The sequence below is a fragment of the Glutamicibacter sp. X7 genome, from assembly GCF_054889245.1.
On the sequence record NZ_CM142678.1, the window covers coordinates 312,652 to 335,477 of the forward strand.

General features: G+C 60.9%; 22 protein-coding genes. 6 read left to right on the forward strand and 16 right to left on the reverse strand.

Annotated elements, in window-relative coordinates:
- Nucleotides 1–9: 9 nt before the first annotated feature.
- Genes mmsB through ACYU0X_RS01645 form a run of 3 tightly spaced genes read right to left on the reverse strand, consistent with a single transcriptional unit; the run spans nt 10 to nt 4,052 of the window.
- Nucleotides 10–1,260: a multiple monosaccharide ABC transporter permease gene (gene mmsB / locus ACYU0X_RS01635; RefSeq protein WP_418908203.1), complete on the reverse strand. Its 1,251-nt coding sequence runs from the start codon at nt 1,258–1,260 to the stop codon at nt 10–12.
- 39 nt (nt 1,261–1,299) lie between these two features.
- Nucleotides 1,300–2,865, reverse strand: coding sequence for a multiple monosaccharide ABC transporter ATP-binding protein (mmsA, locus tag ACYU0X_RS01640; RefSeq protein ID WP_418908204.1), 1,566 nt, complete (start codon nt 2,863–2,865; stop codon nt 1,300–1,302).
- Nucleotides 2,862–4,052 carry an ROK family transcriptional regulator gene (locus ACYU0X_RS01645; RefSeq protein WP_418908205.1) on the reverse strand — a complete coding sequence of 397 codons (1,191 nt, stop codon included), beginning with the start codon at nt 4,050–4,052 and terminating at the stop codon, nt 2,862–2,864. Before ACYU0X_RS01645 ends, mmsA begins: the two co-directional genes overlap by 4 nt.
- A 429-nt stretch (nt 4,053–4,481) precedes the next feature.
- On the opposite strand from ACYU0X_RS01645, the gene ACYU0X_RS01650 reads away from it, so the two are divergent.
- The 3 genes from ACYU0X_RS01650 (at nt 4,482) to ACYU0X_RS01660 (ending at nt 6,252) form a co-directional block, all read left to right on the forward strand.
- Nucleotides 4,482–4,988, forward strand: coding sequence for a sigma-70 family RNA polymerase sigma factor (locus ACYU0X_RS01650; protein ID WP_418908206.1), 507 nt, complete (start codon nt 4,482–4,484; stop codon nt 4,986–4,988).
- Nucleotides 4,985–5,677 (forward strand): anti-sigma factor family protein, encoded by a 693-nt coding sequence (locus tag ACYU0X_RS01655; protein WP_461901918.1) that lies wholly within the window; start codon nt 4,985–4,987, stop codon nt 5,675–5,677. Before ACYU0X_RS01650 ends, ACYU0X_RS01655 begins: the two co-directional genes overlap by 4 nt.
- A gap of 65 nt (nt 5,678–5,742) precedes the next feature.
- Entirely contained in the window at nt 5,743–6,252 is a 510-nt protein-coding gene (locus ACYU0X_RS01660) for a COG4315 family predicted lipoprotein (protein ID WP_418908208.1), read from the forward strand.
- On the opposite strand, the gene ACYU0X_RS01665 is transcribed toward ACYU0X_RS01660, so the two are convergent.
- The 10 genes from ACYU0X_RS01665 to ACYU0X_RS01710 all read right to left on the reverse strand — a co-directional run bounded on the left by ACYU0X_RS01665 (nt 6,200) and on the right by ACYU0X_RS01710 (nt 18,106).
- The gene (locus ACYU0X_RS01665) at nt 6,200–6,931 is read right to left on the reverse strand and encodes a biliverdin-producing heme oxygenase (RefSeq protein WP_461901919.1); all 732 of its coding nucleotides are present in this window, start codon (nt 6,929–6,931) and stop codon (nt 6,200–6,202) included. The genes ACYU0X_RS01660 and ACYU0X_RS01665 overlap by 53 nt on opposite strands.
- Nucleotides 6,932–7,096: 165 nt before the next feature.
- A complete protein-coding gene (ggt, locus tag ACYU0X_RS01670) occupies nt 7,097–8,920 on the reverse strand; it encodes a gamma-glutamyltransferase (protein ID WP_461901920.1) in 1,824 nt (607 codons plus the stop codon).
- 122 nt (nt 8,921–9,042) lie between these two features.
- Nucleotides 9,043–10,680: an ABC transporter permease gene (locus tag ACYU0X_RS01675; protein ID WP_461901921.1), complete on the reverse strand. Its 1,638-nt coding sequence runs from the start codon at nt 10,678–10,680 to the stop codon at nt 9,043–9,045.
- Nucleotides 10,677–11,600 carry an ABC transporter ATP-binding protein gene (locus ACYU0X_RS01680; protein WP_461901922.1) on the reverse strand — a complete coding sequence of 308 codons (924 nt, stop codon included), beginning with the start codon at nt 11,598–11,600 and terminating at the stop codon, nt 10,677–10,679. The genes ACYU0X_RS01675 and ACYU0X_RS01680 overlap by 4 nt, the downstream gene beginning before the upstream one ends.
- A 150-nt stretch (nt 11,601–11,750) precedes the next feature.
- Nucleotides 11,751–11,972, reverse strand: a complete 222-nt coding sequence (locus ACYU0X_RS01685; RefSeq protein ID WP_461902769.1) for an integrase core domain-containing protein — start codon at nt 11,970–11,972, stop codon at nt 11,751–11,753.
- Nucleotides 11,973–13,006: 1,034 nt separating this feature from the next.
- Nucleotides 13,007–13,954, reverse strand: coding sequence for a carbohydrate ABC transporter permease (locus ACYU0X_RS01690; protein WP_309409159.1), 948 nt, complete (start codon nt 13,952–13,954; stop codon nt 13,007–13,009).
- Entirely contained in the window at nt 13,951–15,090 is a 1,140-nt protein-coding gene (locus tag ACYU0X_RS01695) for a carbohydrate ABC transporter permease (protein WP_418908213.1), read from the reverse strand. The genes ACYU0X_RS01690 and ACYU0X_RS01695 overlap by 4 nt, the downstream gene beginning before the upstream one ends.
- Before the next feature lie 69 nt (nt 15,091–15,159).
- Nucleotides 15,160–16,512 carry an ABC transporter substrate-binding protein gene (locus ACYU0X_RS01700; RefSeq protein ID WP_461901923.1) on the reverse strand — a complete coding sequence of 451 codons (1,353 nt, stop codon included), beginning with the start codon at nt 16,510–16,512 and terminating at the stop codon, nt 15,160–15,162.
- Nucleotides 16,513–16,644: 132 nt separating this feature from the next.
- Complete coding sequence (locus ACYU0X_RS01705; protein WP_418908215.1) at nt 16,645–17,670, reverse strand: LacI family DNA-binding transcriptional regulator; 1,026 nt, start codon at nt 17,668–17,670, stop codon at nt 16,645–16,647.
- A gap of 76 nt (nt 17,671–17,746) precedes the next feature.
- Nucleotides 17,747–18,106 (reverse strand): VOC family protein, encoded by a 360-nt coding sequence (locus tag ACYU0X_RS01710; protein ID WP_418908216.1) that lies wholly within the window; start codon nt 18,104–18,106, stop codon nt 17,747–17,749.
- A gap of 102 nt (nt 18,107–18,208) precedes the next feature.
- Between ACYU0X_RS01710 and ACYU0X_RS01715 the strand changes: the two genes are divergently transcribed.
- From ACYU0X_RS01715 to ACYU0X_RS01725, 3 genes are all read left to right on the forward strand, one after another.
- Nucleotides 18,209–18,622, forward strand: a complete 414-nt coding sequence (locus ACYU0X_RS01715; RefSeq protein ID WP_418908217.1) for an MmcQ/YjbR family DNA-binding protein — start codon at nt 18,209–18,211, stop codon at nt 18,620–18,622.
- 5 nt (nt 18,623–18,627) lie between these two features.
- Nucleotides 18,628–18,951, forward strand: a complete 324-nt coding sequence (locus tag ACYU0X_RS01720) for a putative quinol monooxygenase (protein ID WP_309409149.1) — start codon at nt 18,628–18,630, stop codon at nt 18,949–18,951.
- Between the two features lie 69 nt (nt 18,952–19,020).
- Nucleotides 19,021–19,371 carry a zinc ribbon domain-containing protein YjdM gene (locus ACYU0X_RS01725; protein ID WP_418908218.1) on the forward strand — a complete coding sequence of 117 codons (351 nt, stop codon included), beginning with the start codon at nt 19,021–19,023 and terminating at the stop codon, nt 19,369–19,371.
- Nucleotides 19,372–19,451: 80 nt separating this feature from the next.
- Here ACYU0X_RS01725 and ACYU0X_RS01730 read toward each other — a convergent pair whose 3' ends face one another.
- From ACYU0X_RS01730 to ACYU0X_RS01740, 3 genes are all read right to left on the reverse strand, one after another.
- Nucleotides 19,452–21,698 carry a 5'-nucleotidase C-terminal domain-containing protein gene (locus ACYU0X_RS01730; protein WP_461901924.1) on the reverse strand — a complete coding sequence of 749 codons (2,247 nt, stop codon included), beginning with the start codon at nt 21,696–21,698 and terminating at the stop codon, nt 19,452–19,454.
- A 93-nt stretch (nt 21,699–21,791) separates the two neighbouring features.
- Nucleotides 21,792–21,992 (reverse strand): hypothetical protein, encoded by a 201-nt coding sequence (locus ACYU0X_RS01735; protein ID WP_418908220.1) that lies wholly within the window; start codon nt 21,990–21,992, stop codon nt 21,792–21,794.
- A 126-nt stretch (nt 21,993–22,118) separates the two neighbouring features.
- The gene (locus ACYU0X_RS01740; protein WP_418908221.1) at nt 22,119–22,811 is read right to left on the reverse strand and encodes an HNH endonuclease family protein; all 693 of its coding nucleotides are present in this window, start codon (nt 22,809–22,811) and stop codon (nt 22,119–22,121) included.
- Nucleotides 22,812–22,826: the final 15 nt, after the last annotated feature.

Here is a 22,826-nt window from a genome sequence, read left to right on the forward strand (position 1 = left end):
CGAACTGAACTAGACGGAAATTTTTTCCGGGGTTGGGGGTGCTGGGGTGGAAGGCTTATTGAAGGAACGCATGAGCAGGCCGGTGATCGAAGGCTTGCCCTGGGTCTTGTTGTAGACATCGAAGGCCACGGCGGCCAGCAGCACCAGACCCTTGATGATCTGGGTGGCATCCGCACCCACACCGAGCAGCTGCAGACCGTTATTCAAGACGGCCATCACCAGACCACCGATGATCGACCCCATGACCGTACCGACACCGCCGGAGACGGCCGCACCGCCGATGAACACTGCGGCGATTGCGTCGAGTTCCCACATCACGCCGTCGAAGGGGCCGGATGCGGTGGAACGGGCGACGAACATCATGCCGGCCAGCGCGGCCAGAATCGACATGTTCATCATGACCAGGAAGTTGACCTTCTTCGAGCGCACACCGGAGAGCTCGGCGGCGTGCTTATTGCCACCCACCGCGTAGACGTGACGGCCCAGAATGGTGCGCGTGGAGATGAAACCGTAGATCAGCACGAGAACCAGCAAGATCAGACCGGAAATCGGGATCGAGGTGCCCGGTCGTCCGGTGGCAAACAGGTAGGTCGCGTAGAGCACGGCCGCCGAAATCAGCGTCACCTTGGTGACGTCGACCCACAGTGGGGCAACCACGGCACCGAGGGTGCGGTTCTTAATGCGGGCCCGGCGGCTGCTGAGGATGAAGAAGAGCACCGCACCCAAGCCCAGGAGCAGGGTCAGGTTGTTGTAACCGGTCACCGGCCCGACTTCCCACAAATAACCGGCGCCAATGAACTGGAAGTCCTCGGGAACCGGGACCGTGTTGGACTTGCCAACGAACTGGTTCAACCCACGGAAGAGCATCATGCCCGCCAACGTGACGATGAAGGCCGGGATCCCCACGTATGCGACCCAGAACCCCTGCCAGGCACCGATAACGGCACCGAGCACCAGGCCGAAGACGATCGCCAGCCACCAGGGCAGATGCCAGTCGCGCATGGCGATGGCCACCGCGATACCGACGAAGGCCGCAATGGAGCCGACCGACAGGTCGATATGCCCGGCGATGATGACCAGCACCATGCCGATAGCCAGCACCAGAATGTAGGCGTTGCCGTTGATCAGGTTAATGACGTTGCCGGAGGTCAGGGTGCGGCCGCCGGTGCGGAACTGGAAGAAAAGGATCAGCGCCACCAAGGCGAAGATCATGCCGAATTGGCGGGTGTCCCCGCCGAAGAGCTGCTTGAGCGCATTCATGCTGAATTCCTGCTGTGATCGATGGGTTGATGGGTGTCGCTAGCCGGCCTGTAGGCCGGAGTCCGCACGGTCGGCGGTCATGAGGCGCATCAGGTTTTCCTGGGTCGCCTCATCTTTGTTCAGCACACCGGTGATGGTGCCTTCGAAAATTGTGTAGATACGGTCCGAGAGGCCGAGCAGTTCGGGCAGTTCCGAGGAGATCACGATGACCGCCTTGCCCTGCCGGGCTAGTTCCTGAATGATTCCGTAGATTTCATACTTCGCACCCACGTCGATGCCTCGCGTAGGCTCGTCCAGAATGAGTACCTCGGGGTCCGTGAACATCCACTTGGCAAGCACGACTTTCTGCTGGTTACCGCCCGAAAGCTTCGCCACGGATTCATCCACCGAGGGAGTCTTCGTGCGCAGCGAGGTGCGATAGTTCTCGGCGACCGCATATTCGGCCCGGCGATCAACCACGTCATAGCGGCTGATCTTGCGCAGATTGGCCGCGACGGTGGTGGTCTTGATGTCGTCGAGCAGGTTCAGCCCTAGACTCTTGCGGTCTTCGGTGACGTATCCGAGACCGGCGTCGATGGCCTGGCGTACATTGCGAAGCTGGACCTCCTTGCCGTGGATGCGCACCTGCCCGGAGAGGAATCGTCCATAGGAACGTCCGAAGACCGAGCGGGCCAGCTCGGTGCGACCGGCGCCCATGAGGCCGGCGAAGCCGACGATCTCACCGGCCCGTACGAAGAAGTTCGAGCCCTTGCACACGAGTCGGTCTTCAACGTTCGGGTGGGCGACGGTCCAGTTCTCCACCTCGAGCAAAACGTCGCCGAAATGCGGGGTGTGATCCGGGAAGCGGGACTCGAGGGAGCGGCCCACCATGCCCTTGATAATGCGGTCTTCGTCGACCCCGCCCGCCGAGACATCGAGGGTTTCGATTGACTTGCCGTCACGAATGATGGTGATCGAGTCGGCCACCTGCTCAATTTCGTTGAGCTTGTGCGAGATGATGATCGAGGTGATCCCCTTCTCACGTAGCTGCCCCATGATGCGCAGGAGGTGCTGCGAATCTTCCTCGTTCAGCGCCGCGGTGGGCTCATCCAGGATCAAGAGCTTTACGTCCTTGTTCAAGGCCTTGGCAATTTCAACCAGCTGCTGTTTACCCACGCCAATGTCCTTGATCGGGGTGTCCGGGTCATCATGCAGACCCACCGAATCGAGGAGGTCCACGCTGCGTCGCCGGGCTTCGGCCCAGTCGATGACGCCCATGCGGGCCGGTTCATTACCCAGGAAGATGTTTTCGGTGATCGACAGTTCGGGAATCAGGGCCAGTTCTTGGTGGATGATCACGATGCCAGCCTTCTCGCTGGAACGGATATCACGGAACTGGCGGACCTGGCCGTCGTAGAAGATGTCTCCCTCGTAGCTGCCGTGCGGGTACACCCCGGAGAGCACTTTCATCAGGGTGGACTTACCGGCACCGTTTTCCCCGCAGATCGCATGAATTTCGCCGCGGGCCACCGCCAGGTTCACCGCATCCAGGGCCAAGACCCCGGGGAATTTCTTGGTAATGGAACGCATCTGCAAGATGGCGTCCGCGGTCATCGTTTCGGTCATGGGATCTCTACCTCGTTGAAATTGGTGTGCAGGTCTACCGCACGACGCACCGCGAGGGTGGCCGCGCCGAGGGCTTCGGCTCGTTCGCCGAGCGAAGCGGTGACGATACGGGTGGTTTCAAAGAGCGTTTCGCTCGTATAACGCTGGTGTCCGCGGCGAACCGGGTCCAGCAACAGCTCGCCTAAGGGGCCTCCAACGACGATGACTTCCGGGTTGAGCAGGCTCGAGATGAACCCGAGGGTGCGCCCAGCGGCCAATCCGGCGTCCTCGAGCACGCGTAGCGTCGGCGGGTGCCCGTCGAGGGCGTACTCCACCAGCTCCGCAACCGACCGGGGCGGGTCGATGGTGTGCTGTAGTCGATCGAGCATCCGGTCGGTCGAGGCCTGCGTTTCGAGGCATCCACGGTTGCCGCAGCGGCAGGGTAGGCCGTCATCCTGCATCGCCGCGTGGCCGATTTCGCCGGTGATACCAATATGTCCGTAGTGGATCTGGCCGTTGAGCAGAAGTCCGGCACCGATACCGCGATCGATTTTGAGGTAGAACAGCTGCTCGCTGGTGGCGTGCTCGGACCACGTGGCCTCGGCCAAAGCCGCCAGATTGGCGTCATTGTCGATCACCGTGGGCACCTGAAGTGCCTGGCCCACGGCGGCTGCAATATCCACCCCGGCCCACTGCGGCAAGATGGAGGAGCTGGCCAAGGTGCCGGTGCGGTGGTCGATCGGCGATGGCAGCGACACCGCTGCCTCCAGAACAGATCCACGGCTGATCTCTCCGCTGTCGACCATCTGCGTGAGTAGTTCGGCAGCACGGGCGATACAGGCCTCGGCGCCACTACTGGCCGGCAGATCGCTGGTGCGTTCGGCGACGATGGTGTTGCCAGAGGCGACGACGATCATCCGCAAACCACGACGACCAAAGTCGATGCCCAGCCCCAGGGCGCCGGGCCCATTGAGCACGATGTTCAGTGCCTTGCGTCCGGAACTGATGGTCGGTTCGGTGTGGGCCCGTCCCTGAGTGATGAGATTCTTGACGATGTTGCTGACCGTGCCGGCCGAAAGGCCGGTATCACGTGTCAACATGGCCTGAGTCCGCGGACCAGAGGCCAACGCAAGGAGCACTCGACGTGCGTTGCGGTGGCGCAGGGCGCTCTGTGAACCCGGTTTTCCGAGCTGCGTGGATTCTGGCATGAAAATAAGTGTGAACCAGATCACCAATGTCGTCAATGGGTGAATGGAAAATAGTTAGAAACTAGTTTTTGCATTCAGTTATTGAATGCAATGACCTCGGCACGCTTGGGCATTTGAGGGTGACTCTAACCGCTGTGCTAACGCCGCAAAACCCATAAATTCCGCACTGTTTGGCGCTTGAGGCGATCATCCATGCGCCAGCGCGCGACCCGAGCGATTCTTGGCTTGTGCTCAAACGATGAAAGCTATCCGGGTGCTTCCCGGTCCGTTGGAGCAGATTCCTCGGAGAAAGGTGCCGAGCCCGTCGACCGCGCGCCCTATAAGTGCCAGAGCTAATCGTGTAGGTTGATCGCCAGAGTCCGCGGGCACGGTGAACCGTCGGGGCCGGTACATCGTGTCCTACCCGTGGAAGTGTGTGAAGGAGTGCCCATGGCACGCGCGCGACAGGAGACCATGGCCCGCATGTACGAGTTACATGCCGCGGCACTCTGGCGCTATGCGTGGCGGCTGACCGGCGATCGACAACTGGCTGAAGACATCGTGCAAGAAACACTCTGCCGCGCCTGGAAGTCGCGCAAACTCATGGAGCAGGATCCGCAGACGACCCGTGCGTGGCTCTTTACCGTTGCCAGGCACTTGGTGATCGATGAATCCCGCTCGGCGCGGTACCGGCGCGAAGTGCCGGGGCTGGAGCAACTCGAGCCGGTGCGTGAAGATCAAACCGAGCAACTCTTTGATTCAATGGTCGTGATCGATGCTCTGGCCGCGCTGAGCGAAGAACACCGTCAGGTGATTGTTCGGGCCTACGTGGGTGGTCGCAGTACCTCGGAGATGGCCCAAGAATTAGGTATCGCCGCGGGCACCGTGAAGTCGCGCCTACATTATGGGATGCGGGCGCTACGCCTTGCTCTGGAAGAAAGGGGAGCGGGCTCATGACCGGCGCCGAATGCCGCTATGCACAATGGGATGCCGCCTACGTTTTACACGCGCTGGAGGACGCCGAGCACGACGAATACGAGCGCCATCTGGACCAGTGCGCTCAGTGCCGGGCAAATGTGGAACAACTGCGTGAGACCGCCGCATATCTTGAGGCTCTTGATTCGCAGTCCGGCCTCGCCCTCGAACCCGAGCTACCCACCGAACTATGGGCAACGAGTCTGCGGCGGCACCGGGCACGCTGGGTGGCTCCGGCCTTAGCCGTTGCGGCGGCCGCGGCACTCGTGATTGTCGCCGTAATAGGCACCCTGGCTTGGGTGAATCGCGCGCCCGAACCCACTACTGCGGTGTCGCTGATACCGGCGGCCGCGGTGAAGCTCAGTTCAAATGTTGAATTGACCGAGGTTGGCTGGGGCACCAAAATTCGGGTCAACTGCAGCTACCCGGCAGGAGAGCAGAACCTGCAGGGCCCCACGGGCGATCGGTACGCCGAATCCGCGGCCGGATATGCGCTCGTGCTCACGGATCTTCAGGGACGTGAGAGTCAGGTTGCGACATGGGGTGCGGTGCCGGGTAAGGAGATCGAACTGCAGGCGGCGACCGTACTTCGCCCGAGGCAGATTTCTCGGATCCAGATCACGGCGCAAGACGGTGGAGTCCTGCTCTCCGCCCCAATTAGTGTGCGGTGAACCAAATGGGCGACGGTCTCGTTTCACTTCCTACAGCAAGTTGTTCGTTGATGGAGGGGAATCCAATGAGAACACGAATTATGCTTACGACGGCCGTGCTCAGCGCCGGATTGCTGGCGCTAACGGCCTGTGGTGACTCGTCCGAGTCGCCCGGTGGGGGCGGCGGTTATGGCGCCCCCAAGAGCGAAAGCCCATCGTCGAGTCCCGCCGCGATGCTCGGGGTGCACGCCCTGCATGTCGTGGAATCGGATCTTGGGCAGATCGTCACCGACGACAAGGGCATGGTGCTCTACCAATTCGACAAGGATACCCAGGGGGCCGATAGTTCCGCCTGTGCCGACGAGTGCCTCAAAGCATGGCCACCGGTGCCCGCTGGCGAAGAACTGCCCGAGCTGCAGGGGGTGACCGGTGAGGTGGGAACCATTACGGGAACCGACGGAAGCCGGCAGTTGACCCTCAACGGCTGGCCGCTGTACTACTTCGCGGCCGATGTCGAAGCCGGAGAGGCCAAGGGACAAGGAGTCAAGGACGTCTGGTGGGTGCTCGACCCGGCCGGTGAACCGATTCGGGAATGAACCCGCGGGGATAGGCGGCGCCGGCGTCGCGAGCCTTCGAATCGAAAAGTAAATCTTCAAAGATTGCTTTGTTCCACGTAAAACCACGGCGCGCCTCGTCCAAGAGGGCCGCGGCGCACTGTGGTTGCGCCCCGAAGGCATCGAGTTTTCTGCGATAGGCGTCCTTATAGACCTTGGGCTTCGCAATGGAATCGAAACGCCACATGTTCAGGGCCTCGGGCGGAATCTCGTAATGCCGAGCCACAAGCCGGCCAATGGCTAGGCCACCGGATAGGTCTCCGAGGTACCTGAGGTAGTGATGGGCCACCAGCCGCGCCGGCTCCGCCGCGGCGGCACGGATCGCCGCGACATACCTTGCGGTGGCCGGTAGCGGTTCTGGGCAGCGGCTCATCCCGTGCATGGGTAAGAGGAACCTGAGGTCACGGCTCAATTGTTCCGAACGTTCAAGGGCCGGATCGAAAAAATCCGCGACTTCGGGCAGACCACGGAGATTGGCGACCTCATCTTCAAGGGCCCGGTACAGGTGGGCGTACTGGGCGATAAGCAGGGTGTAGTCCCGGGCGCTTCGGTCCCCGGCCATGAGCGTGGTGATGAACTCGCTGGATTCTGCCGCGCCGTGCTCGGCCTCGGTGGCCTTGCGCAGTGTCGTCGAAAATGGTGTGTCGCTGGCAAAAGGCATGGTCGCTCCGGGAGGTAACGGTTGTGATGCTGCGTGGTTATTCAGGCTAGTGCACACACCTGTCGCTGTCAGCACCGGCGAGCCTCGGCCCGCCAGGCAAAAGGGCGCCGGGCTCGTTGCCATCGCAACGGGCCCGACGCCCAAAACACGCGTATTTAGTGTCCGTTAGCGTGTTGGCGAGAGCACCATGGCCGATCCACCGCCGCGTCGCCGCGGTTCGGCGGCCGCCGTCAATGTTCCATCTTCTGCGATCTCCACCGCGGCCACCGCGCCGATTTCGGCCTGTGGCGTGAAGGAGTCACCGGCCGGCACGAACTGATGTCCGTAGGACTCGAGCTGCTGGGCGTGCGCGTCAATGAACTCAGGTTCGGCGGTCACCTTGCTGGTGTTGCGCTGCGAGGCGCGCGGGGCAGCAATGGCTTCGGAAATATCCATGCCCAGATCCACCCGGTTGATGAGCGTCTGGAGCACCGTGGTGATGATCGTTGAACCGCCCGGGGATCCGACCGCCAGCATCGGTGCCCCGTCGCGCAGCACGATCGTTGGGGACATCGAGGAACGCGGACGCTTCCCGGGTTCAATCCGGTTCGGGTCCTCGGGGTCATAAATCGTCGAGAAATCCGTCAGCTCGTTGTTCAGCAAGAAGCCACGGCCGGGAACGACAATTCCCGAGCCACCGGTCTGCTCGATGGTCAGCGTGTAGGACACGACGTTGCCCCACCGGTCGGCTACCGATAGGTGCGTGGTGGAAATGTTCTCGGTATCCTCCTCGGCGGCCGGTGCGACCGGCGAAGCCGGGCATTCTCCGTCGTAGTCGGAGACATCGCCCGGAGCCACCGGCTTGACCGCGGCCTGCTCCGGATCCAGTTCGCACGCGCGTTCGGCGCCAAATAGCGCATCGGTTAGCTCTGCGGTGGGCACGTCCACGAAGGCCGCATCTCCGAGGTACTTACCGCGATCGGCGTAGGCCAGCGCGCTAGCTTCGAGGTAATGGTGCAAGGCATCGGATTCGTCCATCGAGGACAACTCGAAGGTGTTGAGAATATTCAGCGATTCACCCACGGTGGTGCCACCGCTGGAAGAAGGCGCCATCCCGAAAACATCCAAGCCACGGTAGCTGACTTCGGTGGGATCCTGCTCGAGGACCTCGTAGTTCGCCAGATCCTCGACGGTCATGCTCCCGACGGGTACCGGCAGTTCGGTATCTGCTGAAACCGGGGGTGCCTGAACCGTGGAGGCGATTTCTTCCGCCAGTTCGCCCTCGTAGAGAGCGGAGACGCCCTCCTTGGCCAGCAGCCGATAGGTATCGGCCAGCTCGTGGTTGGTGAAAATCGAACCGACCTGCGGCGCATCTCCGTCGGGAAGGAAGAGGTCGCGGGTCGAGTCAAAGGCCTCGAAGCGTTCCTTATTGTCCAGGGTTTGCTCGCGGAAGGTTTTATCCACCACGAAGCCGCGGGTGGCGGTCTTGATCGCCGGCTGCAGCACCTGACGCAGCGGCATCGTGCCCCAGTTCTCGAGGGCCTGCTGCCAGGTGGCGGCCGTGCCCGGAACGCCGACGGACACCCCGCTGGTGACGAGCTCGGGGGTGAAGCGGTAGGGCTCGTGCGTTTCCGGGTCGATGAAGGCATCGTGAGTTATGCCAGCCGGCGCGGTTTCACGCCCATCGAGGGTACTGACCTTCCCGGACTTGGCGTCGTAGTAGAGGAAGTAGCCTCCACCGCCGATGCCGGCGCTATAGGGTTCGCTCACCCCGAGCGCCGCGGCCGCGGCCACCGCGGCATCCACGGCGTTACCACCCTTGCGCAATACGCTCAGGGCGGCCGCCGAGGCCTCGGGATCAACCGTGGCCACGGCGCCTCCGTAGCCGGTGGCGGTAGCTTGCTTGTCGGTTTGTCGCGGTTCGGCGCTCGCCGGTGCAGAGGCCAGCGCGCCACAGCCAAGTGCGAGGGCGGCGGCCCACGCGGCAGCACGGACACTTCGTCGTGTCATTAGATGTCACTCCTTGAAGGTTGGGTGCGATCAGCACTGGCCAACCTATGCCACGAAGGCGGCGAAGCATTTGGGTGACACGCGTCACAGGCTTATGTTGCGTGGCTTCCGGCGCGGGCAGGTCATGCCGCTTTGAGGTCCCGGCGGCGGAAACCGAGGTATCCAGCTGCCCACAGCAACAGGCCGAGCACGCTGAACATTAAGATGGCTCCCGACGCTGGGTTGTGCCGCGGGTACTGCCCGATGGCTTGGAAAAGCGAGTTGTCGACGAGCTGTTGCTCGAGGCCAAGCAGGCTACCGAACAGCGCCAGGAAAACACTTACGGCGTAGAGGATCCAGTTCACGCCGGTTGCTCGTGGAACCCAGCCGTAGAGTGCCACTCCGACGGTGAGCAGCAGCCATAACGCCGGCAGCTGTACCAGGTGACCGAGCACCGCGCCGCAGAGCAGGGTGGGGTCCCCGGTGCTGAAAGATGCACCGAGCCCGGTGCCCAACCCCGCAGTGCCTAACAGCGCTCCCGAGGACACGAGGGCGTAGAGCGTCCACGCCGACACCCAGGTACCGCGGCCCATTCGGTCGGCCAATAATATTTCGAGACGGCCTTCGGATTCCTCGCCGCGTAAGGCGCTCACGCAGCGTAGCGAATACACGACGACCAGAATGGCGAAAAACATCGCCAAATAGCCCACGTACCCTTTGATAATGGTTCCGGGCCCACCCATGAGAAGGGCGATCTGCGTAGGCATCGCCGTAATGCTCTGAGCCATCAAACCGGTTAGCGACCCCAAGATGATGCCGCCGAGCAGCACCGCGCACAACCACCATGCCAGTCCGGGGCCCTGCAGACGGACCACCAAGGCCCAGGGCGTCGCCAGCCACCTTGCAGCCCGGGCACGACCGGGCCGGTCGGCCAATAACCCGGCACCCAAGTCACGCCGCGACTGGATCCGCAAGGCGAGGGTGGCCACGACGAGTGCGCCGCTAAGGCTCAGCAGGAGCGGCCACCAATGATCATCGGTAAATGGAGCCGTCCGCTGTGCCCAGCCCAGAGGGGAGAGCCACGCAAGCCACCCCAAGGGGCCCCCGGCCGCGGCCGACATGTCACCCAAACCGCGCAGGATGAATGCGAGTGCCAGCACGGCCCCTGCCATCCCCGAGGCGGTTCGCGCCGAGGTCGTCAGCTGAGCGGTGAGGGCTCCGACGGCCGCGAAGAAGAATCCCACGCTGCCGATGCTCAGACCAAAAAGCAGCGAGGGGACGGCGGCTGGATGAGCGACCGAGCCGATGAACGCCAGCGCGATGCACAGGCTCACCGCCAGGTTCAGGGCGGCCGCGGCGCCCAGGGCGGCAAGCAAGGGGATCTGGCGACCTAAGACGTGGGAACGCAATAACTCTGCGTGCCCGCTTTCCTCCTCGGCGCGGGTGTGGCGTATGACGGTTGTGTGGCTCATCAGCGCGGCGCCGATCATCAAGAAAGTTGCGTAAACTCCCACCACGTAGCGTTCGACCGTGATCGCCTCGAACCCGAATCCGGGGCCGGAGATCAAGGCAAGCATGGGGTTGCGCACGAAGCCGGTCATCGATTGCAGCGTAGCTGGATCCATCAACAATGTGATGGCAGTGATGAAGTAGAGGGCCAGCAGACCCAGCGAGATGACCCACACCGGCGCACGCCACCGGTCGCGTCGGGCGATGAACCGAAGGTAGGGGATCATCCCCAGAGGTGTTGCCTCGGCCTTGTGCCGGGCTGGGCTACTCATTTCCGTTCCGCCGAGGTCGAGCCGGGCTCGCCATAGTGCCGTAGTAGTAGCTGTTCGAGCGTCGGCGGCGTGGCCGACAGCGATGCGACGCCCCAGTCGGAGATCAGCTGCATAATTTGCGGTAGGTGTTCCTGATCCGCGCTAAAGCGCACCGTGCCCTCATGTGAGTGCACGTCATGCACGCCCGGCGTGCCGCTCAGCGTTTCGATCACTTCGCGTGGCTCGCTCAGTCGGAGCGAGATGCTGGTGCTGGCCAAATGGCGCAACTGCTCCAAGCTACCGCTTTCCACGACGACGCCGCGCCGGATAATCGAAACCGTATCGGCCAGTGCCTCCACTTGGGCCAGAATATGGCTCGACAGCAAGATCGAACGTCCCTGTTGGCGGACCTCGCGGATGCATTCTTGAAACTGGGCCTCCATCAGGGGATCGAGACCAGAGGTGGGCTCGTCTAGGAGCAACAGTTCGACGTCGGAAGCTAGCGCGGCAATGAGTGCGACCTTCTGCCGGTTGCCTTTCGAGTAAGTACGGGCCTTTGCCCGCGGGTCGAGGTCGAAGCGTTCAATGAGTTCGTCACGCCGGGCGGGGTTCGCCGAACCGCGTAGGCGCATGAAGAGGTCGATGGCCTCACCACCGGTGAGATTGGGCCACAGCGCCACATCGCCGGGCACATAGGCTAACCGGCTGTGAAGTTCGACCGCATCGGCCCACGGGTCTTTACTCAAGACCTGTGCGGTGCCCGCATCGTGACGTAGCAACCCCAGAAGAATGCGTAGGGTCGTCGATTTGCCGGCGCCGTTTGGACCGAGGAACCCGTGCACCTCTCCGGTCTGCACCCGCAACGACAGCCCCGCAAGGGCTTGTTTGCGACCAAATGATTTCGTCACCTGCTCCAGGTTCACTGCTGGGATATCACTCATCATCCGGTCCTTTTCGAGTCTGTGCCGTTCATGCTCGAGCCCTGCTGACTTTTCCCGCCCGCATGTCGACACTCAACACCCGTTACTTACCCCTGTCAACGGTTGGCGTTCCCCGCAATGAGTGGACACATGATCTAGAGTTCATGCGGTTCACACCGGCAGGGTTTCACGTCGATTGCCCAAGGAACTCCGACCTTTCAATTGCTGAGCAAACTCCACCGGAGGGCCCATCTTCAAACTTGAATACAACCGGTGATGGTTATAGAAATCTTCAATCCACCGAGCCGCTTTCTGCTTCATTTCGGCCCGGTTAGCCCACAGGTACCGGCCATGGAACTCGGTCCTCGGCGTCGACCAGAATGACTCGCTTATGGCGTTGAGGCCAGCGGGCGCCCATGTACGCTACGGACCGTAGCGGATCCGGCCGACCGCAAGGCCATGCAACTGCGTCGGGGCGACGTTGCCGCTTCGGTCTGCGTGGATGAAGACCTGATCTGGTCCCTGCCCTCGCAGGGTTCAGGCCGTACGCAGTGCCCCTTCCACCCGATCAGCGTTCTGTGCAGTATTTTCACGTTCCGTTCAAGAGGCGCGATAGCCCTGGACAGATGGTCCACGGTTTGGCGTCGACGTCAGGGGGCCGTAGCCGGTCGCTGGGGTCAAGAGCAAAGACGCCATCATGGATAGCGAGACCTCGCCCTTCAAAGCGACAAGGGAGGATGCTTTTCTCCGTAACCGGCTGTTCTTCCGCAAATCGACGACCTCCATACGCAGGCGTTTGAGTTCTTCTCGTTCGTGCTCGTTCAACGCTCCGGTTACCTCGCCATTAAGACTGCGGCGAGAGCGTTCTATATTCACCGGATTCTTAATAGCTTTTGCTACGGTGCCACCACGGAGTATCGCCGATACTGCAGGGAGTCTGTACTGGAGTTTCGGTGTTGTTCTCATAGACTTTGCATCCAACGATCGAACGGACAGTGGGCATCGAGTTTTTACTAGCAATGCTTTTCGGGATGGCGTTCATCGCCGCGTGCGCTTCCTACGGGCGCTACCTCCATAACCGGAAAAATCGCGATCAGTAGGCCTTGGAGTGGCGCCGCTGGTGGCTCTGGCCCGGCGGTGGAAATCCGCGAGCAGGCGGTAACCGCAGAGAGCTTGAATGAGGCGATGCGCTGCACTGGCGAGTCCCAGCCGGATGAAGTAGCTCGCAAAATCGAAGTGCTGCTGTTGTCTTTCGTGACTTGCCGTAGCCTTTCTGAAGTGTTGCGGCGGTGCTTCTCCGCGTAGCGCGTTACCAACGATCTCTCGTTGCAGTTCTAGGATCTTGCGGAACTGGTCCTGTCCATCGCGTCAACGGCCGCGCGTAGTTAAAGCACAGTCGGCCGGTCAAAGACCGGCCGACTGGATTCTTAACCCTTGGTCGCTCCCGCGAGTAGCCCGCGAACGAAGAAACGTTGCAGTGCGAAGAACACCAGCAGCGGGATAATCATCGAGATAAAGGCGCCAGCGGTAAGTAGCTCCCAGGACTGGCCGTAAGTTCCGGACAGGTCCTGCAGTGCCTTGGTAATTGGCAGCTCCGTGCCGGAGGTAAAGACCGTGGCGACAAGCAGGTCATTCCACACCCACAGGAACTGGAAAATACCGAAGGAGGCGATGGCCGGCATGGCCAACGGCAAAATGATGCGGTAGAAGATCTGCCCGTGCCCGGCGCCGTCCACCCGTGCCGCCTCAATTACTTCACCCGGGATCTCCGAGATGAAATTGTGCAGCATGAATATCGCCAGCGGTAGCGCGAAGATGGTGTGCGCAATCCACACCTTTGCGTAGGCGCCTTCCAATCCGTTGACCCCCAATCCCGGAAGGATATACAGCCCACCGATCTGCACGCCATCGGAGAACAGTTGTAGCAGCGGCACCAGTGCCATCTGAATCGGCACGATCTGCAGGGCGAAAACCGCCACGAAGAGCGTGTTACGACCCTTGAAGTTGATCCACGCGAAGGCGTACGCCGCCAGGCTGGCCAAAATAATCGGCACAACGGCCGCCGGAATCGTAATGGCCAGCGAATTCACGAACGCCTTGGACAGCGTGAGGCTATCGCCGGAGTTCAGTGCCTTCGCGTAGTTCTCCAAGGTGAACGATGGATTGGCAAAGGCCGTCCACCAACCGGAGGTTTTGATGTCATTGGCCTCGCGGAAGGAGGAAATGAACAACCCTAGGGTCGGTAGCGTCCAAATGGCCGCAATAATGAAGGCCGCGAGCGTGGCGCCCCGTGAGGTGGCCGCACGCTTGAGCTTCCCACTGGTCGCCTCGGCTTTGCGCAGGGCACGCCGTGTGGTTTCTGGCACCAAACTCATCGGATTTCCCTTTGCTTCTTGAGCGAACGAACGTTGTAGATGATGATCGGAAGCACCAGCAAGAACAGCACGACGGCTAGCGCGGAACTGAAGCCGCTACGCCCGCCGAGCTGGAACTGGCGCACCATTTCGAACGCCAGCACCGTGGTATCCGAACGCCCACCGGTCATCGCCGAAACGATATCGAAGACCTTCAAAGACGCAATGGAGATCGTGGTGAGTACCACGATGATCGAGGAACGAATTCCGGGAACGGTGACATGCCAGAAGCGTTGCCAGGGGGTGGCCCCGTCGAGCTCGGCCGCCTCAAGTTGCTCCGCCGGCAGCCCCTTAATGGCCGCAGAAAGAATCACCATGGCAAAACCGGCCTGCGTCCAGATCAGGATCACCACCAAAAAGAGCGTGTTCCACGGTTCGAGGCCCAGCCAGTCGACCGGTTGCCCACCGAAGGCGGTGACCACCGCGTTCAGGACACCGATCTGTTCGCCGACGCGTGCATCGTAGAAGAACTTAAAGATGATTGATGCGCCGACAAAGGAAATCGCCATCGGCATGAAAACGAGCAGCTTGAAGAATTTCTCACCACGGCTACGGTCAATGAATACCGCGTAGGCCAAACCAATGGCCGTGGACACGACAGGAGCGACCAGCACCCACACCAGCGTGTTGATCAAAGCGGTCAGTCCGTCCGGGCTGGTGAGCACCCAGGCGAAGTTATCGAGGCCGGCAAACTTTGTGCCGTCGTTCGTGATGAACGCGTTCATCAGTGTGCGCAACGCCGGGTAGATAAGGCCCAGCGCCAAGAGCAGCATCGCCGGGGCCATGAAGGCGATCAGCTGGAGGAAATAGCCGGAGCCTTGCCGCGATCGGTAGTCGATGATGAACAGCACGCCGCCGAGCGCCGCGGCCAACACGGCGACCCAGAGCACGGAGTTATACAGCCCGAAGAGCAACAAGATTGCCGCCGGTACCAGGACGGTCACCAGCAGGCGCAGGAGGGTGTAGCCGCGCCCGGGGCGCGTGGCGTACTCAATAAAGAACAGCACCGCGCCGATCAGCGCGATGAAAACGACAAGCACGATGGGTACTTGGGCTAGGGGCGGTAGCCCCGCAAGCCATTGAAAGAAGTCAGACATGATTCGGGCCTTTCACCGGCAACGCCGGATGCCGAAATATTCGGCATCCGGCGTCGCAACTGCCTTGGATTAGGAGTCGTATCCGGCCTGAATGGTCTTCAGGACACTCTCGGTAGAATCTCCATCAACCCAGTCCACGATGCCCTTCCAGAACGAATCGGAGCCGACGCTCTTCGGCATCAGATCCGAGCCGTCAAAGCGGAAGGTTGTCTCCGGATTCTGCAGCAGCTCAACGGCCGAACGTAGCAGGTCGCTACTGGCGTTGGCCGGGTCAAGACCGGAGTTCGCGGAGATGACACCGCCGAGCTCTACTCGGTTGTTGGCCCACTCGGCGCTGGCTAGGAACTGCTGAACCTTCGCGGTATCTTCATCGGTGCTGAAGGCCGCCACGAATTCGCCGCCACCGGTCACCGCGGCGGCATCATCGGCCGAAGCCGGCGGGGTGACGAATGCCCAGACATCACCGTCGGGGGCGACCGTAGGCTTCTTACCGTCTGCGTTGGTCGAGTCGAGGATGAATCCCTCGAGGAAGGAAGCCTGGTGGGTTAGTGGGCAACTGCCATCGGCGACCTTGGCGCCGATGTCGCCGAAGGCGGTGGCGTTAATCGACTTCACGCCACCGTAGCCGGCGTTGACCAACGTGTCATCGAGCAGAATGTTGCCCACCGAGTCGAATGCCGCGGCAATCTCTGCGTCGGTGAACTTCACCTCGCCGTTGACCCACTTGTCGTAGACTTCCGGTCCAGCCTGACGGAGCACGGCGTCTTCGATCCAGTCGGTGCCTGGCCAGCCGGAAGCCTCACCCGAGGCGAAACCAGCGCACCAGGAAGGCTTGCCGGTCTTTTCGGCGATGGTCTTGCCCAGCTGCTCCATTTCGTCCCAAGTCTTGGGAACTTCAACGCCCCACTTTTCGAAATTGGACGGCGAGTACCAGATGTACCCCTTGACGCTGGCCATCAGTGGAGCGCCGTACTGCACGCCATCAACCTGACCGTAGGCCTGCCAGTCCTCGGACCAGTTGGCCGAAACTTCTTGCTGAGCTCCCTCGGGTAGTTTCTGCACCTTGCCGCTGGAGACCGTGGCCTGAAGTAGGCCAGGCTGCGGGTAGATCGCGAGGTCCGGGGTGTCGCCGCCCTGGACTCGAATACCGAGCTGCGATTCGAAGTTCTTGTCGCCGGTGTACCGGATCTTGATGTCATTCTTCTCGGACCACTCCGCCCAGGATTCTTCGAGCAGGGTTGCCTCGGTTCCCGTGATGGGTCCGTAGATATCGACAACCCCGTCCGACGGCTGGCTCTGGTTGGCACCGCCCGAGGCGTTGGGATCGTTCGGGTCGGGCCCGCCACAACCAGCGAGGAGCAAGCTGCCCGCGGCCACCATCGCTGCTGGCGCCAGGCGCCAACGTTGCATTCGAGAATTCATGGGTTCCTCCAAGGTGAGTGTCATGCGGGCCGGCACGGCCCGGTTCCCTGCGATCCGATCAAATGTGACGCACGTCATCGACGCGCGTCAATGGTCGTTATCATGTCAGAGTAGGGCGCCCCCTGGCAAGGCTTATGAGCTTAGTGTGGGCGCGGGTCCGGAGCTTTGACGGCAGGTCAGTACCGGAGTGACCAATTCCTGCACGATAGGGCCCGGGTAATCGTCGATGAGATCCACCAAGGCGTTGATTGCGGCATGGGAAATCAGCGCAATCGGAGGCGATACGCTGGTCAATTCTGGGGAGATCATCTGCGCGGCCCGCTGCGAGACGCCCAGCCCCACCACCGATAGGTCTTCTGGGATGCGCAGTCCACGCACCGCCGCTTCATTGATGAACCCGGCGGTCGCAAACTCGCTAAAACCCAGTACGGCGGTGGCCGGCGGGTCAAGCTTCAGTACGGCCTCTAAAGCCTCTCGACCACCGGCGGCGCTGTGTTCGGTAGACACCATATGAAGCCGCACACCGTGGGCCTGCGCGGCCCGCTGCAATGCCTGTCGCGTGCGCACCGCTGGACCGTAACCGTGGTGCTGGTCCTCGATCTGCAACCCCAAGTAGCAAACGCAACGATGCCCCAGTTCCGCTAAATAGCCAATGGCTTTCTCGCCGAGCGCCTCAAAGTCATTATCCGCGTAGGACAAATCCGCGGTGTGACTCGGACGCCCGATGGAGACGAAGGGCGTGGATGACTCGCGCAACAATTCGAAGCGGGGGTCGATGATCGAAGCCTCCATGAGCACCACGCCGTCGACGAGCTTCTGACTCACGAGGCTCCGAAGCCCCGCCACATCGTCGGTCGGGTTGGTCCACAACAGCAGGTGCAGCCCGCGCCGGCGTGCCTGTTCAACCGCTGCGGTGACGTACTCGAATTCGGTCGAAGAGTACCCGCCACCGGAGGTGGGGAAGTGCAGAGCAATGATTCCACGGCGTGCCCCGGCCAGTCCTTGGGCGAAGGCATTGGGCGTGTAGTTCAGCTCCTGCATGGCCTGCAGCACGCGTGCCTTAGTCTCTTCGGAGATGCGGCGCCGTCCACTAATGACGTAAGAAACCGTGCTGGCCGAAACCCCGGCACGACGCGCAACGTCGTCTCTGGTTGCCAAATCGGTCCTCTTCGTTGAGTGACGTGATGCTGTGGCTCTAATTGAAACATAGCCGCCGCACTATTGCGGGACTAAGTTAGTCGACCGGCCACACCAGGCAGAAGATATTGCCAGCCGGGGACGCATAGACGTTGAAGTTGTCTTCGGCTTCCGCCTCGCGCACCAGTCGGGCGCCGTGGGCGAGAACTTCCTGATGGGCAAGAGCCCGATCGGCCACCCACAGATCCAGATGACTACGGGCCGGTTCCTCCGGCCAGCGCGAAGGGCGGTGCTGTGGAGCGAGCTGCACTCCTACCGAGACCACCCCTTCGGCGGTGCGCACCGACTTCCATTCCGCATCGCCCACTACCTGCCCTTCAAAGACCTCGGCCCAGAATCGACTTTCGGTCTCGATATCGGCGGCGTCGAAGACGATGGTTTGTCGAGTAGTTTTCATCTAGCCAGTCTAGGGCGCTACGCCAAGATCACGGGAGCCACCCCCGCAAGCCACGTTGCAAACAGACCGATAGCATGGGAGCAAGCTCAGGAAAGGCATGTGATGTCCACGAACGACGATGAAGCTCAACACGAGATTTGGCGGCGCATCTGTCTGGATCAGCCGTGCGCCTTCGAAGATTTTCCCTTCGGCCCGGAAGCCGCGGTGTTTAAAGTCGGTGCGACCCCCGAGCGCTCGAAAATGTTCGCCTTCCTCTCATGGCATCGCGGTGACCTGATCCTGAACCTGAAATGTGAGCCGCCCATTGCCGACCGGCTACGGGCACAGTACCCGCAGATTACCCCGGGCTATCACATGAACAAGAAGCACTGGAACACCGTTCGCGTTGGGCTACCCGAGCAGTTCGTGCGGGAGCTCATCGAGGACTCCTACGACCTGGTGGTGGCGGGCCTGAGCCGACGTGATCAAGAGTTCATCAAAATTCAAGGCATTGTGCAGGACTCATCACTAGACTAAAAATCATGTATTTCATTGTGGTCAAATTTCAGGTCAAGCCGGAGTACGTCGACGGATTCATGGACCGGGTCTCGGAGTTTACGCAGTCTACCCGCGCCGAGGAAGGTAACCTCTGGTTCGACTGGTCGGTGAGCGTCGAAGACCCCTCGCAGTTCGTTCTGGTTGAGGCATTCCGTGACGATGAGGCCGCCGCTGCCCACGTCAATGGCCCGCACTTTGCTGCAGGTCTCGAGGCTATGCGTCCGGCGCTGGTCAGCACTCCGAAAATCGTGTCCCGTAAGGTCGAAGGTTCCGACTGGGATGAAATGGGCGAGCTGAAGATCGACTAACGTTCGCGATCTATCTGGTGCCGTCTTGTCAGCGATTACCGTTGGCCGGGCGGCACTAGACTTTAACCTATGAGCGATACCTTGCCCCCATGCCCGCGCTGCGCCAGCGGCTATACCTACGAACTCGACGCGCTACTGGTATGCCCCGAATGCGCGCATGAATGGAATGCGGAGCAGGACGAGAACCAAGAATCGAAGTCCACGGTGGTGAAAGACGCGGTAGGCAACGTATTGCAGGATGGCGACACCGTCAGCATCACCAAGACAATGAAGGTCAAAGGGGCGCAGGGTGCCCTGAAGGCGGGGATGAAGGCGCGGAACATCCGTTTGATGCCAGAGAACGGCGATCACGACATTGCGGCAAAGGTCGACGGTTTCGGACAACTCGAGCTGAAGTCCTCCATCGTCAAGAAGGTCTAGTCACGCCCCAGATCCCAGATAGACAGAAGTGCCTGCCTCCGCCCAAATTGGCGAAGGCAGGCACTTTTTAGTGTGGGTAATTAGTGTTGACGGCGGCGAATCAAGACGATCGCAATACCGATAAGCAGCAATACACCGGCAATGATTCCGACGGTAGCAGCCGTGAAACCGGTGTCGGCTAGATCATGATCCGAGTCCTGCGGCTGGTAGGTAGCCTTCGGGCTCGAACTGTCCTTGGTCGGCTCCTGAGTTTCGCTCGGAGTCTGGCTCGGCTCGGGCGACTGGCTTGGCTCCGGGGACTCGCTGGGTTCCGGAGATTCGCTTGGCTCTTCGGTTGGGGTTGCGCTCGGGCTGGTGACCTCGAAAGCCACGCGAATATCCTCGTGCTGCACCTGCGAGATCACCAGCTCGTGGCTACCCGCGGTGGTCTGCGAGTCGACCGGCAGGTCGAAGGTTACGATGCCCTGCTCGTCTGCCGCAGGTAGTTCGTCCAGAACCAAGGCGCCTTCGAAGGCCGAAGCCGTAATCTGGGAACCGGGCTCGAGACCGCTGACCTCAACGCTGAGGGACTGACCTGCCTCGATAGTCTCCTCTGAAAGCTTGACGTTAGCCCAGTCGGTACCGGCTAGCACGGCTCGGCCCAGCTCCGCCGGATCGACGACATCGTGAGCCTTGAAATAGTTCACGGTGGCATCCAGGTCGACTTGACCGCTGTCCTGATGGTTGGCTGCCTCGGCGAAAGCGGTAAAGAAGTCGCCGCCACTTGCCAAGAAGGCATTGACCGCAACCTTGTAGCTGGCTGACTCATCCAGTGGCTCACCGTTGAAGGTGATTTCCTGAATGTGTTCGCCCGTGGCCGCGTCTTCCAGGTAGGTGTAGGACAGCCCCTTGGAAATACCAAGGTGCAGCTTCGCCCGCGAAGCCTCGGCTGGCTGCCATTGCTGTTCGAGGACCTCGCGAATCTGCGCGCCGGTCATATCCATCGTCACCAAGGTATTGGCAAAGGGCTGAACGTCGGCCGCAGCCTTATAGGTGACGGTCCCGTCCTGCCCATAGAGCAGATCCGCACGCAAACCGCCGGGGTTCATGAAGGCAATTTGTGCCGGTTTGCCGGCAAAGTCCTCGTTGGAGGTTGCCCACAGGTGAATGTCCGCCACGGTGTTACCTAGCGAAGACTCCACGCCGCGATCTTCCCCTGGAACCTCGCCACCACGCAGAATGTCGGCGGAAATGGCACCGATTTCCTGGCTGCCGACGACCTCGGCCTCGGCCAGTGCCTCATCGACGATGCTCTGCACCTCGGGGACGGCCGGGTATGCGCCGACGTCGTTGCCGTTGGCATCCTTCTCGGTCAATGGCAGGAGCTCGGTATCTGCGGACAGAACCTCCCCGGAGGCTGCGTCAACATCCAAGGAAATCTTGCCCAATGTCGTTCCATACTGGTGGGCGGAAACTACTGGACGCTCGGTGCCATCCGGCGCCGGGATTGCGCACTCATAAGGCATGTGGGTGTGGCCGGAGAAGATCGCGTCGATATTCGCATCGGCTTCACGGATTAGTTGCCCGTAGCTACTTTGCTCGGAAGCAACGGAAGCGCAATCGGTGGCCTCTGAACCGTTGTGGGTAAGCAGTACCAATACATCTGCTTCGCCGTTCTCGTCATTACCATCCGAGAGCTGAGCGGCCACGCGATTGGCTGCTTCGAGTTCGTCACCGAAGTCGATGTCTGCGATACCCGAAGGCGTGACCAGGCTCGAGGTGTCTTCGGTTACCGTGCCGATAAACCCGACGCGCACGTTATCGACGGTGCGGATGGCGTATTCGCGCAACGCCGGATTTTGCGTGCCCTTTTCATAGACATTGGCTCCCAAGGCGAGGTCAGCACCGTCGGCACCCGAGGCCGAGGAATAGCGGTCGATAACTCGCGTCTTCAAGTCCTCGAACCCACGATCAAACTCGTGGTTGCCCACGGTGGAAACCTCGAGACCTGCTGCTGCCAGCGCGTCAATGGTCGGGGCATCCTGCTGGGACGCCGAGGCGAAGGTCGATGCTCCAATATTGTCGCCAGCCGACACGAAGACTGTGTTTGGGTTGGCACTCTTGAGCTCTGCGACCGCTCCTGCGAGCACTGCCGCACCGGCGGAATCACGGCTCGCGTCTATCCGTCCGTGGAAATCGTTGATGCCGAGCAGATCGATACTTACGGTTGCCGCCGGCTCGGCTTTGTCGGTGACGGTCGAGTGAGCGGGTAAAGCCGCAAACCCAACCATGGAAACAGTGGCCGCAGTGGCCAGAGTTAGTTTGCCGATGCGTCTGAACGCAGACATAGGTCCTCCCTAGGAAACAAGTGATCTATGTCATTCCTATCCTATGGAGATGAACCTGTCGATGCTGCGGCGTGAATTTTTAGTCGTCAGCGTTCACTTCTGCTCAGAATTCGCACCTGAGCTGCGGTTGGTTCCGAGCAGGGAATTCATCAGAAGCATCGCCGCGCCAGCGAAGCAGGCGCAGAACGCGACCCAGAGTCCGGCAGCAGCTTCGCGCGCCTGTAGTTGCACTGCTATACCCAGCAGAGTAACGCTGAGTACCAGCAGACATACCCCCAAGATTCTGGACTTCATTATCCGTGGCCCCTAATTAGCAAATGAGTTGATTTATACATCATCTCATGGTGCGCGAAGCCGCGCCATCATACTTCTGGAGTCATTGATAACTCCCAGCTTCGTACTTTTGGAGGAGGGGAGGGGCTACGTGAGGCAGCGCGTGAGCAGATCCTTGATGGCAGCGTGCTCCGCTTTGGTCATCCAGGCGCCATACTTTGCCTTCACCTCAGTTTGTCGAGCGACATAGTCGCAACGGAACGACTTATTGCTGGGCAGCCACGTTGCCGCGTCCTTGTCGGATTTTGCTGCATTGGCCGGGCCGTCGACCGCCAAGAGGTTAAGTGGGTCGTTGGCGAAGAGTAGCCGTTGCTCGGCACTCCATCGTTGAGCTCCCTTCTGCCAGGCGTCCGACAACGCGACCACGTGGTCGATTTGCACTGCGGTGCTTGTGCGTTGGCCGCGCAGAAAGTCGATCTGTTTGCCCGTATAGGGATCGTCGAGCTTGCCGCTGGCCACTACGCAATCGCTCGTGCCTTTATAGGTCAGATCTCTTAGGTCTCGGGCAAGGATGTCGTTGCGGGAGTCGCATCCATTGCGATCCGGATCCTTCCATCCCTTGCCAAATTGATCTCGTGAATACCCGGTCTTTGGCGCCCGGCCTTTTTGGTCAATCGTCTCAAGGGTCTTGAGCGCTTGGCGGTAATCGTCCTGATGCTCGGCAGAGTTCGGAGCTGGTGGCGCTGCTTCGATTTGAATGGCTGCCCCGCAGCCCGTGGTTAGCAGGGCACTACCAATTAGGAGCAGGGCGGCAACTTTAGACTTCATGGAATTGAGCACCCGATCGACTCTAGT